Source organism: Streptomyces sp. NPDC052910, from assembly GCF_055585605.1.
The window spans coordinates 993,343-1,008,807 of sequence record NZ_JBVJJR010000002.1; the positions used below are offsets into that span (position 1 = coordinate 993,343).

The 15,465-nt window shown below is 73.9% G+C and carries 9 protein-coding genes and 1 tRNA gene; 4 read left to right on the forward strand and 6 right to left on the reverse strand.

The window, feature by feature from the left end; all coding sequences use genetic code 11:
• From ACZ6X9_RS09860 to ACZ6X9_RS09870, 3 genes are all read left to right on the forward strand, one after another.
• On the forward strand, positions 1-2,129 hold a 2,129-nt coding region (locus ACZ6X9_RS09860), incomplete at its 5' end, for a ferritin-like domain-containing protein (RefSeq protein ID WP_469777412.1).
• An 80-nt stretch (positions 2,130-2,209) separates the two neighbouring features.
• Positions 2,210-3,940 (forward strand): FAD-dependent monooxygenase, encoded by a 1,731-nt coding sequence (locus ACZ6X9_RS09865; protein ID WP_469777413.1) that lies wholly within the window; start codon positions 2,210-2,212, stop codon positions 3,938-3,940.
• 605 nt (positions 3,941-4,545) lie between these two features.
• Positions 4,546-5,898 (forward strand): cytochrome P450, encoded by a 1,353-nt coding sequence (locus tag ACZ6X9_RS09870; protein WP_469777414.1) that lies wholly within the window; start codon positions 4,546-4,548, stop codon positions 5,896-5,898.
• Between the two features lie 75 nt (positions 5,899-5,973).
• Here the strand turns inward: ACZ6X9_RS09870 and ACZ6X9_RS09875 are convergent, their stop codons facing one another.
• The 5 genes from ACZ6X9_RS09875 to ACZ6X9_RS09895 all read right to left on the reverse strand — a co-directional run bounded on the left by ACZ6X9_RS09875 (position 5,974) and on the right by ACZ6X9_RS09895 (position 11,585).
• Positions 5,974-7,548 (reverse strand): FAD-dependent oxidoreductase, encoded by a 1,575-nt coding sequence (locus ACZ6X9_RS09875; protein ID WP_469777415.1) that lies wholly within the window; start codon positions 7,546-7,548, stop codon positions 5,974-5,976.
• A 240-nt stretch (positions 7,549-7,788) separates the two neighbouring features.
• Positions 7,789-8,796, reverse strand: a complete 1,008-nt coding sequence (locus tag ACZ6X9_RS09880; RefSeq protein WP_469777416.1) for an HNH endonuclease — start codon at positions 8,794-8,796, stop codon at positions 7,789-7,791.
• A gap of 105 nt (positions 8,797-8,901) precedes the next feature.
• Positions 8,902-9,228: a putative quinol monooxygenase gene (locus tag ACZ6X9_RS09885; protein WP_469777417.1), complete on the reverse strand. Its 327-nt coding sequence runs from the start codon at positions 9,226-9,228 to the stop codon at positions 8,902-8,904.
• A gap of 336 nt (positions 9,229-9,564) precedes the next feature.
• A tRNA-Leu gene (locus tag ACZ6X9_RS09890) sits at positions 9,565-9,652 on the reverse strand.
• A gap of 379 nt (positions 9,653-10,031) precedes the next feature.
• Entirely contained in the window at positions 10,032-11,585 is a 1,554-nt protein-coding gene (locus ACZ6X9_RS09895; protein ID WP_469777418.1) for an aldehyde dehydrogenase family protein, read from the reverse strand.
• Between the two features lie 397 nt (positions 11,586-11,982).
• On the opposite strand from ACZ6X9_RS09895, the gene fdhD reads away from it, so the two are divergent.
• Positions 11,983-12,816: a formate dehydrogenase accessory sulfurtransferase FdhD gene (gene fdhD / locus ACZ6X9_RS09900; protein ID WP_469777419.1), complete on the forward strand. Its 834-nt coding sequence runs from the start codon at positions 11,983-11,985 to the stop codon at positions 12,814-12,816.
• Between the two features lie 183 nt (positions 12,817-12,999).
• Here fdhD and ACZ6X9_RS09905 read toward each other — a convergent pair whose 3' ends face one another.
• Entirely contained in the window at positions 13,000-15,426 is a 2,427-nt protein-coding gene (locus ACZ6X9_RS09905; protein WP_469777420.1) for a GTPase-associated protein 1-related protein, read from the reverse strand.
• Positions 15,427-15,465: the final 39 nt, after the last annotated feature.

Below are 15,465 nucleotides of genomic sequence, written 5' to 3' on the forward strand. Positions count from 1 at the left end.
GCGGGCCCAACGGCCGGGTGGGGGGAATGGGCAGCGAGCCGGACAGCCGAACCGGCGGAACGGGCGACGCACCGGGCGCCCGAGCCGGCGGGCCGGACGGCGCTCGCGCCGAGGCGCCGGACAGCCACGCGGCGGGCACCCGCCGGCCGGACGACCGAGCGCGCGGCGCGAGCCCCGCGCCCGCCCCCGCGCACACCTCCTCACCCACCCCCGCGCACACCCCCGCGCCCGGTCCCACCCCGGCACCCCTCGCGCCCGCCCCGGCGCAGACAGAGCCCACCCCGCCGCCCTACGCGCCGGAGTGCACCCTCACCACCGACGCCCGCGGCCACGGAGAGCTCCTCCTGCGCGGTGACCGCGCGGGCACCTGCCGGGTGCTGCTCTCGACCGGCGCCGCCGACGCCCCGCGTACCGACCCCCGGGCCCCGGGCTCCGCCTGGACCGCGTACGACGACGCGGACGCGCTCGGCTTCTGGGCGGGCGCCGGTTCGCTGGCCGTCCGCGTCCTGCCGGACGACTGGCACCTCGACGCGATCCCCCGCGAGGACGTCGACTTCGATCTCCTGCACCGCGAGGTGTTCGCCTACTACGAGCACGTGTCCACCTTCATGAAGTCCGAGGTCTTCAGCCTCGCCGACCGCTGCAAGGTGGAGACGTACGCCGAGCTCGCCTGGCAGATGTGCGACCCGCGCAACAAGGGCCGCACGTACTACATGCCGCCCACCCGCGATCTCACCGACCCCAAGGCCCGGCTGCTCCTCGCCTACCTGCGCAACCAGCAGGCCCGTACCCGCCCGCCGCTCACCGTGCCCGCGCCGCCGCCCGGGCCGCCGGCGATCACCACCCGGGGCCGGCTGTGGGCCGTCCTGAAACAGGCGGCCACTCTGGAACTCGCGGTGATGCTCCAGTACTTGTACGCCGCGTTCTCGCTGCCGACGCACGGCGCGGGCCGCGTCCTCGTCCGGCGCGGCCTGTGGACACCGCGCCAACTGCAGCTCGTCTGCGGCCAGGGCGGGGCGACGCTCGACGACGGGATCCGCGGCGCGCTGCTGACCGTCGCCCGCGAGGAGATGATCCACTTCCTGCTGGTCAACAACATCATCACGGCCCTCGGCGAACCGTTCCACGTGCCCGTCATCGACTTCGGCACGCTCAACGGGCGGCTGCCCGTGCCCCTGGACTTCGCCCTGGAAGGGCTGAGCATCGGCAGCGTCCAGCGGTACATCGCCGTCGAACAGCCCGCCGGACTCACCCCCGCCCTACGGCGGGAGGGCACGCCGGCCGGCCCGGACGCGCCGCGCGCCGGCGCCTGGGGATCGATCAGCGAGCTGTACGCGGCCATCCGCGAGGGACTGCGGCGCGTCCCGGACCTGTTCCTGGTGGAGAAGGGCCGTGGCGGCGGCGAACACCACCTCTTCCTGCGGGAGTCCGTCAACACCGCGCACCCGGACTACCAGCTCGAGGTCGACGACCTGTCCAGCGCGCTGTTCGCCGTCGACCTCATCACCGAGCAGGGCGAGGGCGGTTCCGGCGCCACGTCCCCGCCGGAGACCTCGCACTTCGAGACGTTCCTGCGCATCGGTGAACTCCTCACCACCGAGCGCGCCCCCGGACCGCACGGCCGGCTGCTCCCCTGGGACCCCGCCTATCCCGTGCTGCGCAACCCCACCCTCGGCAGCGGCGACGCGGCCAAGGACCCCGTCACCGATCCCGAGGCGCGCGCCGTGGCCCGGCTGTTCAACCAGGCGTACGAGCTGATGCTGCGGCTGATGGTCCAGCATTTCGGCGAGGGGGCCGACGGCAGCCTGCGCCGTTCCAAGCTGATGAACGCCTCCATCGACGTCATGACCGGCATGATGCGCCCGCTGGCGGAGCTGCTGGTCACCATGGACTCGGGGCGCCGGGGCCGGACGGCGGGCCCGACGTTCGAGCTCGACGCCGCGCCCGCGCCCGTCCCCCGCCCCGACGTCGCCCGGCGCGCCCTCGCCCTGCGCTTCGCCCACCTGTCCGCCGCGGCGCGCGCCTGCCCGCGGGTGCCGGACCAGGTCGGCGACATGGCGGCGTTCTACGCCGACGTGTTCCGGGGAGCGGCGGACCCGCAGAGGACGAAGGGGAGGGGCCACGGATGAGGGACGACGAGGGTACGGGCACGGGCACGGGTCCGCGTGCGCATACGCATACGCATACGCGGAAGGGTGCGGGAAGCGGCGTGGAAGCGGCGGCGGGCGGAGGCGGCGACCCGCTCGGCATCGACATCCCGCTCGGGGCCGACGGCCCGCTCAGCGTCGACGGCCCACTCGACACCGGCGGCCTGCCTGACACCGGCGGCCCGCTCGACACCGACGTACTGATCGTCGGCGGCGGCCCGGTCGGGCTGGCCCTCGCCCTGGACCTGAGACACCGGGGCGTCCGCTTCCTGCTCCTGGACGCCTCCGACGGGCGGGTGGACCATCCCAAGGTCGGTACGGTGGGGCCGCGTTCGATGGAGCTGTTCCGCCGCTGGGGCCTCGCGCACGCCATCCGCACGGCCGGCTGGCCCGGCGACCACCCGCTGGACGTCGTCTGGGTGACCGCGGTCGGCGGCCACGAGATCCACCGCCTTTCGTTCGGCACCTCCGACAGCCGGCCACCGCTCCCCTGGACGCCCGAGCCCGAACAGGTCTGCCCACAGCACCTGTTGGCGCCGTTGCTGGCCCGCGCGATCGGCGTTCACCCGGACGGTCCGCTGCGCCACGGCTGCCGCCTCGACGCCTTCGTCCAGGACGCCGACGGCGTCACCGCCTCCGCAACCCGCCTCGCCGACGGCGCCGCCCTCACCGTACGGGCACGCTGGCTCGTCGGCTGCGACGGCGCCTCCTCGACCGTCCGCGCCCTTCTCGGCGTCACGGCCCCCTCCCGCTACCCCACCCGCACCTTCCGCAACATCCTTTTCCGCGCGCCGGAGCTCGACGCACGACTCGGGGACCGGCGGGCCCTCGTCTATTTCCTCACCCGGCCGCCCGACCTGCGCTACCCCTTGCGGGCGATGGACGGACACGGGCTCTACCGGCTGATCGCCCCCGCCGAGACGGTGAGCCATCAGGACCCGGCGGCGCTGCTGCGGTCCGCCGTCGCCGTGGACACGCCGCTGGAGGTGGTGTCCGAGCACGTGTGGCACCTGACACACCGGATCGCCGACCGTTTCCGCGTCGGCCGGGTGCTGCTCGCGGGGGACGCGGCGCACACCCTCTCGCCGTCGGGCGGCTTCGGGATGAACACCGGCATCGCCGACGCCGCCGACCTCGGCTGGAAGCTCGCCGCCGAGCTGGCCGGGTGGGCGGGGCCGGGACTGCTCGACGCGTACGAGACCGAACGCCGCCCGGTCGCGGAACGCGGCCTGGAGGCAGCCGGCGCCAACCTCCGGCGCACGGTCGGCCGCGCGCTCCCCAAGGAGATCCTGCTCGACACCCCGGAGGGCGCCCGGGCCCGCGCGGCGCTCGCCCGACAATTGCGGAGCCCGGCCGTCCGCGCCGAATTCGACGCTCCCGACCTGCACTTCGGCCACCGCTACGCCTCCCCGCTGATCGTCGCCGACCCGGACGGCGACGACGGGGGCGACGACAGCCGGGACGGCGACGACGGGGACTGGCGTTCCCGCGCCCTGCCCGGCGCCCGCGCCCCGCACGCCTGGCTCGGCGGTGGGACGTCGACGCTGGACCTGTTCGGCACCGGCTTCCACCTGCTGTGCTTCACCGACTCCCCACCACCGGACGGTTTCTCCGAGGCCTTCGCCCGGCGGGGCGTCCCGCTGGCGGTGACCCGCTGCCACGACCGACTGGTGGCGCGGCTGTACAGCAGGCGGTACGTCCTGGTGCGCCCCGACGGGCACGTCGCCTGGCGCAGCACATACCCGCCGCCGGACCCGGGGCTGCTGGCGGACACGGTGCGGGGGGCGCGGTGAGGCCGCGCGATTTCGGGCGGCCAGGACCGGCGCGGGCGGGGCCGACGCAGGTGGGGCCAGCGCAGGCGGGGCTGGCGCAGGTGGGAGACGGGCGGACGCCGACCTCGGCGAACGCGCGGGGGCGCCGGCCTCAGCGGAAGGCCTGCGGACGCCGACCCCGGCCAGAGGTTGGCGACGCCGACCCCGGCCGGAGACACGCGGACGCCGACCCCAGCCGAAGTCGCACAGACGCCCACCCCGGCCAGAGGTTGGCGACGCCGTCCCCGGCCGGAGACGCGCAGACACCGACCCTAGCCGGAGGTTGGCGACGCCGACCCCAGCAGAAGACGCGCGGACGCCGACCCCAGCCGAAGTCGCACAGGCGCCCACCCCGACCAGAGATTGGCGACGCCAACCTCTGCCGGAGACGCGCAGACGCCAACCCCGCGCCGGAGTTTGGCGGACGTCGGTGGGGGACCCGCGGATCGCAGACGTGCGGGCGAACGGCGCGGCCCGGAAGACCCTCACACGGAGACCGTCCCGGAGCCCGCGTCGGGGAGACCACATCCGGCAAACCACATCCCGCAGACCACATCCGGGCGACCGCATTTGGAAGGCGGCAACACATGACGACGCCCCTCGGCCCCCTGGACCCCCTTGGCTCCCCAGGCGCCCTCAGCTCCCCAGACCCCCTCGGCTCCCCGGACCCCCTCCGCCCACTAGGCCCCTTCCGTCTCTCCGACGTCCACGTCCCCGATCCGTACCCGCTCTACGAGCGCTACCGCGAGGACGCCCCCGTCCACCGGGGCGAGGACGGCTGGTACGTCTTCCGCCACGCCGAGGTCGCCGCCGTCCTGTCCGACCGCCGGTACGGCCGCGGCGGGCTGCCTGCGCCGCTGCCGCCCGACTGCCCGCACCTGCGACGGACCGCCTCAGACTGGATGGTCTTCATGGACCCGCCCCGGCACACCCGCGTCCGCGCGCTGGTCGCGAAAAGCTTCACGCCCCGCGTGGTCGAACGGCTGCGCCCCCGCGTCGACGCGCTCGCGGGCCGGCTGACCGCCGCGCTGGCCGAGACCCTGGCCGAGGACGGGCGGGCCGACCTGGTGGAGCGGTTCGCCGCGCCCTTTCCCATTCTGGTGATCAGTGAGCTGCTGGGGGTGCGGGCGGACGACCGGCCGTGGTTCCGGGCCCGCGCCGTCGACCTCCAGCAGGCCACGAGCGCCCGTGCCGCCCGGCGGAGCGACGCCTACCGGGTCGCGGACGCGGCGGCCCGCGAACTCGACGCGTACTTCCGCGCCGAACTGGCCCGGCGCCGGGCCGCCGGCCCGGCCGGGGGCCACGACGGAGGCCACGACGGGAGTGGCGACGGGCGCGGTGACGGCGGGGACGACCTGATAGCGGCCATGCTGCGGGCGGCCGAGGAGGAGCCGCTGGGCGATGACGTCCTCGTCGGCACCTGCGTCCATCTGCTCACGGCCGGCCACGAGACCACCACCAACCTCCTCTGCAAGGGTCTACTCGCCCTGCTGGGCCACCCCTACCAGCTCGGACTGCTGCGGGAGCGGCCGGAGTTGCTGCCGGGAGCGGTGGAGGAACTGGTCCGCTACGACGGCCCGGTCCAGTTGATCAGCCGCCGCGCGCACGAGGAGGGTGAGATCGCCGGCCACCGCGTCCTGAAGGGCGACAAGGTGACCCTGGTCCTGGGCTCGGCCAACCGCGACCCCCGCCGCTTCCCGCACCCCGACCGGCTGGACGTCCGCCGCGACGCCCGCCGTCACTGCGGCTTCGGGCTGGGCGCCCATTACTGCCTCGGCGCTCCGCTGGCCCGTGTGGAGGCGGAGGCCGGCCTCGGCCGGCTGCTGAGCGGGCTGCCGGACCTGCGGCTGGCGGAGGACGAACCGGACGGCGCGGTGCGGTACGCGGACGACCTCGTCTTCCACGGCCCGTCGAGGATGGTGGTACGCGGGGGCCGCTGAAGCGCGGCGGGACTCCTGAAACGAGAAAGACTCCCAAGGCAGGGGGCGTCCGTGGCCGGCCGTCCCTGCCCGCCCTCACCCCTCCCGAGCGGGCACGAACCACCGTTCCAGATAGGCCGCGAGCGCGGCCCGGTCACCGGAGGCGGCTCGAAGACCCACGTACCCGTCCGGGCGGACGAGGAGCGACGTCCCGGGAGGCACGGCATCGCCCGTATCGCCCTCGGGGCGAACCCGGAACTCCTCGAAGGCACCGTTGTACCGTTGCCCGAGCCCGGAGGTGTCGGCGCCGCCGCCGGTCCCGTCCTCGAAGACCAGCAACGTCCACCGCCCGTAGGAGAGCAGGTCGTGGAGGCGCCGTCGGGGGCCGCCGCGCTCGCGGACGGGGAGGTCCGGGAGGCGGTCGCCGGCGCGCAGCGGCCCGCGCCGCACCCGTCGGCCGGCGGCGTCGGCGGAGAGGGCGCTCGGCCGGTGGTTCCGGGTGAAGTCGCTCAGCAGCAGCCGCGTCCGCCGTTCGGCCCGCCCGCTGCCGATGACCACCGGAGCGGCGAGGCTCAGGGCCGCGAGCGTCAGGGGGCCGGGCGGGAGTTCGGTGAGGTTGTGGCGCATGTCGTGCATCACCCCGGCGGCCGTGCGGCGTTGTTCGGCGGAGTAGGTGTCGAGCAGCGCCTCGCGGCAGCGCCCCTGGTGGACGGCCGCGAGCTTCCAGCCCAGGTTGTGGGCCGCGCAGAGACCGGCGTTGAGGCCGTGCCCGCCGACGGGCGCCCACAGGTGGGCGCTGTCACCGGCGAGCAGGGCGGCACCGTGGCGGAGCGTGGCGGCGAGCCGGTCGTGGAAGCGGGCCCGGCTGCTCCACGGCGGAGTCGTCGGCACGAGCCGGACGCCGGGGTCACCGGTGGCGCGCGCGACGAGCTCCCGCATCTCCTCGACGTCCGGCGGTTCCTCGCTGCGCGGTTCGGGGTCGTCACGGAAGGCGAAGAACCGCTGTACCCCGCCGGGCAGCGGACTGACGATCAGCGAGACGCCCCGGTGCAGGAAGATCTGGGTGAGGGAGGGGTCCTGTGGGAAGTCCCAGTCGGGCTTGGCGTTCATCTGCACCGCCTGGAGACCGGCGCGGCGCTCACCCTCGAAGGGAATCCCCAGTGTCTTGCGCACGATGCTGTGCGCCCCCTCGCACCCCACGAGCCACCGGCACCCGACGGTACGCACCCGCCCGTCCGGCCCCCGCAGATCGGCCTCGGCCCCGTCAGCCCCCACCCGTACCGCCACCGCTTCGGTGGCCCACCGGACATCGTCCCCCGACGCCCGCAGCCGGCCGCGGAGCAGCCGCTCGGTGGCGTCCTGCTCGATGGAGAGGGGACGGGGGAACGCCGTTCCCGGCACGGCCATGTCGTACTCCCCGCACAGCCGCCCGCGCAGCCGGAACGCCCCGCGCCGCACCGCCAGTCCCTCGCCGACCAGGTCGTCGGCACACCCCAGGTCCCGCAGCGCTTCGAGGGCCCGCTGCCAGATGACACACGCGCGGGCCTCCTTCTTCGTACTGGGCTCCTTCTCGACGACCAGCACGTCCAGCCCGTACCGCCGCAGCGCGATCGCCAGGGCCAGCCCGGTGGGCCCGGCCCCGACGACCACGACATCCCGCGCCTCCACCACGCCGCCCCCGCCCTCCCCGACACCACCACCGCTTCACCCCCAATCGTGCGGTACCCACCACCTCGCCATCAATGGCGCCTCTCCCCCGATCCACCCAAAACTTCCGGAACCACCCTTCCGGGCCGGAACCACCCTTCCGGAACAGCAGGGGTCGACGAGCCGGCCGACAACCCGGCGCGGGGGACGGGGCACCGCTCCGCTCCTTCCCCCCTTACCAGGCTCCTCGGTGCGGTCCGCTCATCAGCACCAGCACACCCCCTGGACATCCCGCAGGAACTGCGGCCACCCGCCGCTTCCGGCCGCCTCCAGGGTGAGCCGGAGCGTCTTCCTCAGAGGATGCGGAGAATCCATGATCGCTTCGTTCCGCCGGGCGAGCGCGGCCAGTTCGGCGTCGGTCGGCAGTCGGTCGCTCTTCACGCCGTTGCAGGAGGCGTGGGCCGGCGCGAGGTTCCAGATGACGTCGAGATCGGGCCCCGACCACGCGGAGACGGCGCCGAACCGCCGCATCAAGGCGTGCGGGAACACATGGTCGACGGCCATCCCGTCCTCCGGCGCGATGAGGTCCCCGCAGACGAGGCACCGTCCGTGCTGGAAGCCGATCAGGGCGTCCGCGACCCCGGCCACCGACCTGCGCCTGCGCCGGTCGGTGAGGGTCCGGGTCTCCCAGTCGACGTGGACGCCGTCGGACATGAGGCTGCGGCCGACCTCCGTCGAGAAGGAGCTCTCCACGATGCTCCACCGCGCCTCCAGCTCCGCCCGCAGCACGCGGACCTGCCCGTCCCTCGCCAGCCGCCGCAGTCGCGGGGACAGCCGTACGACGCGGCCGACCCCGCGGCCGGTCAGCTCGTAGAAACGATGCGGCAGTTCGGTGTCGCCCCGCAGGTTGTGGAACTTCCGCATGACCATCCCCGGCATGGTCCGGACGGCGGCGTCCAGCAACGCTTCCGTGGGCCGGCCGAGCCGGCGCGACTCCTCCCCCTCCCGCCCGACGACGGCGAGGAAGTCGGCGTCCCCGCCCGACGTCCCGGCCGGGGCCTGCGGGGCATCGGCCCGCCGGCCCACGACGCCCATCGCGTACGCCGCGGCGACGTCCCGGAGCGGAGCGGCGTCCTCCCCCCGCTCGGCACAGGCGAGAAGCGCGGAACCGAGCGCGAACTTGTACGTCCGTGTGTTCGCCCCCATCAGGATCGCGAGCCGCCAGGCGGCGCGCTCCGACGGTTCGGTCCGGTAAAACGATTCGGCCGTCACTCCATCCCCTCCCGACACCGACGGCGCATCCCGCCGGCGAAGACGCCAAGACCCCGCCCACCCTCCCACGGAGGACGAACGGGGCCCGGGCCGCGTGCCGTCGGATCAGCCGCGCGGCGACAGCTCCGCCATCGCCGACCAGCCCTCGGAGGGGACCTCGACGTTGACGATCTCGGGGGTCTTGGCGATCAGGTCGGGCATCCAGGCCATGGCCGTCTTGAAGTGCTCCGAGTTGACGTGCGCCTCGCCGGCGGCGGCGTCCTTGAAGGCCTCGACGAGAACGAACTGGTGGGGGTCCTCGACGCTGCGGGACCACTCGAAGAGGAGGTTGCCCGGCTCCTCACGGGTGCCACGGGTGAAGTCCTCGACGAGGCCGAGCCAGTCCTCGCTCCGCTCCGGGCGGACGGTGAACTTGACGACGATGAAGATCATGAACGTGCTCCTGCGCTTGCCTGTCGGGGCTGTCGGGACCGGGGTTTCACCCCGGATGTCCGATTATGCCGCGTACCGATCCCGGAAGATCGCCGGGGGGCTCCCGGCGGTTCACCGAACGGACGGCAGCAATGCGCGCAGGGCCCCTCCCCCGGTCACCGGACGAGCGCAGACCGGCGGCGTTGCCGCCGGAGATTCGGCAAAGATCGTTAGGGGCCGAGAGCAGGAGGAGGGCGTCCCCGGATTTCGAGGACTGCCACGGGGCGGGCGATTGGGCAGGCTCCGCTTGTCCGGCTCGGGGAAACAGAAAAACCCCAGGTGAACTGGGGTTTCTGCTGGTGTCCGAGGGGGGACTTGAACCCCCACGCCCGATAAAGGGCACTAGCACCTCAAGCTAGCGCGTCTGCCATTCCGCCACCCGGACTAGGTGTTGTCTCCTCGGGGCGTTCCCCGCGGCGACATGGATAACTCTATCAAGGTTTCGGAGCGCCTTTGACCAGGGCTTTTGGCTCGCCCATAAAGGGCTTTTATGGGCATACTCGGCAGCGTCGTGGCGGGACGGCGGGCGGCGCGTGGCGCATGGCCTGTGACGGGTGGCGTGTGACGGGCGGAGGCCGCCTCCCCCGGGGCGGGGTCTCCGCTGTTTGGGGTGGCCGGCCGGGGCGGGCTGTGGGTGGGCCCGGGCTTCGGCGGGCTTCCGGGGACATGAGAAGGAGGGTGGCCGCGCTGTGCGGACGGGTGTGGGCCACCCGCACCGCACGCCCCTCCTACATCGGCCCTCGCGTCCTGCATCGGCCCTCGCGTCAGGGCATCAGGTGGTACTCCGGGAAGTTGCCCGGCAGGCGCTCGTCCGTCGACGGGCCCTGCGTCACCGCCTTGACCAGCAGGTGCCCGCCCACGAAGGCGCCCCGCCAGGACGCGCCGAAGCCGCCGAACAGTTCGTCGCGGTCGCCGCGCGAGCGCGGCTTCCCGTGGCCGACCTTGAAGGCCCTGATCTGGGGGGCGAGGCGGTCGAAGGTCGCGCGGTCGTCACAGGAGAGGGTGGCGACCAGGGCGCCGTTGCTCGCGTTCATGGCGGCGAGCAGTTCCGCTTCCGTGTCCACCAGGACGATGGTGTCCACGGGACCGAACGGTTCCGCGTGGTGCAGGGGTGACGAGGGCGGTGGGTTGAGCAGGGCGACGGGCGGGACGTACGCGCTCCGGTCCTGACCGGGCAGGAAATGCCCGTCCGCCAGGGAACCCTGGTGCAGCGGGACGGCGCCCCGGTCGATCGCCTCGGCGACCTGGTCGGTGAGCTCCTTCGCCTTGGCCGCGTTGATCAGGGGGCCGAAGTCCAGGTCCGGGAGGTCGTCCGCCGGCCATTCGGTGGCCAGCGGGTGTCCGAAGCGCACCGACCGCACCGCCGGCAGGTACACGGCGAGGAAGTCCGCGAACGCCGAGCGCTGCACGACGAAGCGGGGGTAGGCCGTGCACCGCTGCTTGCCGTAGTCGAAGGACTTCCGGATCCGCGGGGCGAGGGCGTCCCAGTCGGTGAAGTTCCAGATGCCCCAGGCGTTGAGGCCCTCCTGCTCCAGGATGTGGCGTTTGCCCAGGTCGGCGACGGCGGTGGCGACCCGGGCTCCGGTGTCCCGGCCGCCGACGAAGGAGACGCAGCCGATCTCGGGCGCCCGGACGAGGGCCTCGCACAGCTCGCCACCGCTGCCGCTGACCAGCGTCAGCGGCAACCCCTCGCGCACGGCGAGGGCGCAGGCCAGCGTCAGGCAGGACAGGCCGCCGTCGGTCGGGGTCTTGGCGATCACCGCGTTGCCCGCCAGGGCCTGGACGAGCATGGCGTGGACGAGGACGCTCATCGGGTAGTTCCAACTGGCGATGTTCGACACCGGGCCGGGGAGCGGGGCGCGTCCCTCGGTCATCGCGGCGATGCCGTCCACGTACCAGCGGACCCCGTCGATCGCCCGGTCCACGTCGGCCCGCGCGAGCCGCCACGGTTTGCCGATCTCCCAGACCAGGAGGAGGGCGAGGAGGTCCCGGTGTTCCTCCAGCGCGTCCAGGGCGGCGCCCACCCTGGCCCTGCGGTCGGCGAGCGGCACTTCGCGCCAACTCCGGTGCTGGTCGAGCGCGGCGCGTACGGCACGGTGGGCGGCCTCGGCGTCGAGGCGCGGCGGCCCGGCGACGGGTGTGCCGTCGACCGGGGTGACGGCCGGCAGCGGACGGCCGTCCGCGTGCCAGGCGCCGTTCCAGAGGTTGAGGACGCGGTCGTCCCGGAACGCCTCGGGGGCCAGCTCCAGGCAGCGCTGCCAGGCGTTGTCCCACTCGGCGCCGGGGCGCAGGACAAGGGTGCTGAGGGTCGGTGCCATGAGGTTTCTCCGCTCTCGGTGCACAGTCGGGGCGGGGAACAGCACGTTGCCTACTGAACGGTAGCCTCACGTCCGGCCCGTAGGGAGGGCGCCTGGTACGCGATGAGGCACACGTCACGTACGACCGCGGGTAAGGGGGGTGGGCGCCGAGCGGGGTGGGTGAGGGTTTCGGCCGTCGTCTCCGCCGTCAATCGGCGTAGCCGTCGTCAACCGGCGTGGGGGGAAGTCGTCAACCGGCGTGGGAGAGAACCGGGTTCCGGCGAGCCGGGCCCGCCTTGTGGGTCGTCACCACCTCGTCCGGCCCCGGCCCCGGCCATGGCCCCGGTTCTCGTGCCACCCGCGACGCCGGTGACAATGAGGCCGTCCACCGCCGCCGACAGCAACGGAACCGATCAGCATGGGACGGGTCACCGCACGCCGCCGCGTCATCCGCATCCGGGACGGGGTGGTGAACACGCGCCCCGACACCCTGGTGGCGGAGGAGCCGCTGGAGATCCGGCTCAACGGCAAGCCACTGGCGATCACCATGCGCACACCGGGCGACGACTTCGCGCTGGCGGCGGGGTTCCTGGTCAGCGAGGGAGTGCTCGGACGGGCCGAGGAGCTGGCCAACATCGTCTACTGCGCGGGGGCCAGGGACGACGGCTCCAACACCTACAACGTCGTCGACGTCCGGCTCGCTCCCGGTGTACCGGTCCCGGACGTGAGCCTGGAACGCAACGTCTACACCACGTCGTCGTGCGGGCTGTGCGGGAAGGCCAGCCTGGACGCGGTGCGGACCACGGCCCGGTGGCCGATTTCGGACGGCACGGCTCCGGTCCGGCTCTCGCCTGCTCTGCTGACCGCTCTGCCCGACCGGTTGCGGGCGGCCCAGACGGTCTTCGACCGCACCGGCGGTCTGCACGGCGCGGCCCTCTTCACCGCCGAGGGTGAACTGCTCGACGTGCGGGAGGACGTCGGGCGGCACAACGCGGTCGACAAACTCGTCGGCAGGGCGTTGCGCGAGGGGTCGCTGCCCCTGTCCGGCACCGTCCTGCTCGTCTCCGGGCGGGCCTCCTTCGAGCTCGCGCAGAAGGCGGTCATGGCCGGGATCCCCGTCCTGGCCGCCGTGTCGGCGCCGTCCTCCCTGGCGGTCGACTTGGCGTCGGAGACCGGAATGACTCTGGTGGGGTTCCTGCGCGGCTCCTCGATGAACGTCTACGCGGGCGAGGAGCGCATCCTGCTGCCGTGACGGGCCGCGCTGTGCCCCAGGGGAGGCGCCGCGAGTGCTCGCCCGGACGGGCCGAGGAAGCGGGCGAATCCGGCACAGCCCGGGTGAGCCCAGGCTGCACCGGGATGCCCAGGCTGCACCGGGGTGCCCGGGGTGCCCGGAAGTCTCGATCCGGCCCGACCGGGCCCGGCGAAGCACGAGTGCTCAGTCCGCCCGCGCCCTCCCTCCCGCCGTCCGGCAGAGGGAGCCGAGTCTGCCGAGGACGCCGGGGCGTCTGTTCCAGTCAAGGAACATCTCGGCCCACGGTCCGTCCTGTTCACTCAGGAACCACTGGACCTCGTCCAGCTCCTCCCGGGTCAGCCGGCGGACGGCGGGGCGCAGGATCCCGGTGAGCAGATCGTTCCGGATCCCGTCCCAGAGGTCGCTCGTACCCTCTTCGACGTTCCAGGCGATGAAGCACACGCCCGCGAACTCGGGCGAACGCCGCAGGACAAGGTCCGCCACCCCGCTGCGCGCCATGCGGGCGTATGCGGTGATCAGCTCCTCGTCACCGGAGCGGACGAGCGCGGACAGCTCGTCGTGGCACGGTTCGCCGGAGAGCAGCCTGCGGAGGAGGGCGCCGCACACCCGCTCGTCGATGGCCGGTTCCAGTGGCGCCGCCTGCTCGCGGAGGGCGAGGACCCTGGCGGCGAAGCCCGGCAGTTCCTCTCCGTCGGCGAGGGCTCCCGCCTGGTCGAGCAGGAGGAGGGCCGCGCGTCGGCGGGGGTCGAGCCGCCGGCCGCACCGCAGGATCAGGGTCCGGGCGACGGCGGGCGCGTGCTCGTCGTCCGGTCCGCTCTCGAGCGCGGACCGGACGAACGCGTCGTCGAGGCCCGCGGCGCGGTGCCGTTCGGCGGGCAGCCGGGCCAGCAGGGCGGCGGCCTCGGCCGGGGTGGGCCGGGCACTGCCCCAGACCAGCCGGTAGGCGGTGCGCAGCACGGCCGGGTCGGAACCGTGGCGGCGGCCGGCCGTGCGGACGAGCGCCGCGAGGAGGTCGGTGCGGTCCTCGTCGGGCGGGAGCGGCCGGTCGGCCACGGCCGCCGCCATGCGCAGGTGGGGATGGTCCACCAACTGTTCCCTGGGGAAGCCGGTGCTGAGGAGGCGCACGACGGACGACGGGTCACCGGTGGCGGCGGTGCGCTCGAGGGCGTCGAGGACGGCCGCCGTGAGCCCCGGGCGTCCGGTGACCGCCGCCCAGACGCGCTCCCGGTCCTGGGCGGCGTCGCCGAGGAGGGCGGCGCTCAGCCGTGCGGTGAGAACGGGGGTGTGGTCGACGCGCAGGGCCTCGGCGAGGCGGAGGAGGGACAGCACCTGCTCGAGTGGTTCGCCGGGGGCGGCACGGTCGAGTTCCGCGCGCAGGTCGCGTCTGAGCCTGTCCCCTGCGGGGTGGTCGGCCAAGGTCGCGAATCTGTCGGCGAGTTCGGCGAGGGCGGCCCACTCGGCCGTGGTGCGGGGGGTGCCGCCGCGGGCCAGGGCGGCGACCACCGGGTCCGGACCCCCCTGCGTGTTTCCGTCCGCGCGGTTGCCCCCGGTGTGCTGGCGTGCCCAGCGGGCGGCGGCCGCCCGTCCCGCCGCGTCGAGGACGATCCCTTCGCGGAGCGCGACGGCGGCCAGCCGGCCCGCGTCGTGCGTGGTGTCGCGATCACCGGATGTGCGGAGCCGGGCGGCCTCCGTGAACAGCGCGGGCCTCCCCGCCAGAAGCACTCGGGCGGCCACGACGGCCCAGGGATCGGGTTCCTCCCGGGCGGGGCTGGACTGCCCGCCCGCGCAGTCGTGGACGCGGTACCGGCGGTCGGCCGCCACGTGGGCGTAGTCGAAGTCCGATCCGGGAAGGGCGCCGACGATTTGGTGCCGGGCGAGCAGAGGCCGGCGGGTGTAGGTGGTGAAGGTGAGGCGGTGGGCGTGTTCCCGGGGCAGGACGGCGCTGGCGACGGCGATCCAGTGCGCGATGCGGGTGGTGTCCCGTTCGATGACCAGGAGTTGGGGCGAGTCGGGGCTGCGGAACAGGGCCCGTACGTCCGTCAGGAACGGCTCCAGCCGCTCGGCGCGAGCGGTGACGAACTTCAGCAGCCCCTCCTTGCCGATGCGCCGCGCCGGCGTGAGGGACGTCAGCGGAACGGGAACGCCGTCGTCCGGGGTGGTCTCGGCCCAGGAGGGCGATTCCCAGGCCTCGATGGGGAGCAGGCCCCCGGGGAGGGGCCCGTCCTGCGTCAGCCGGATGGCGTGCGCGTGGAAGGCGTGGCGCCGGCCGCGGAGGTAGGTGCCGGTGCAGACGGTGCGGCAGAGCAAGCGGGTGCCGTCGGAGAGGCGGTTGTGGCTGAAGACGACGGGGAGGTCGGTGAGTTCGGCGCAGTCCGCGTGGGAGTAGGGGGCAGCGGTGGGGAGAGAGGTGAGAGTGGCGGCTGAAGCGGCGCTGAGGGCAGGGGTTTCACGAGTCGGGGTGGACGGAGAGTGAGTGACGTCCGGTGGCTCGTAGGCGAGCAGAGGCTCGGTCTCTCCGAGCAGGAGCGCCGGCAGGTCGGGGCTGGCGGCGGTGAAGCGGGGGCCCGAGACCGCGGACGAGCAGGAGTAGTGCAGTTGTTGCAGGGTCACTCGGGCTCCTTTCGCGGTACGCGGGTACGACATGGGGTG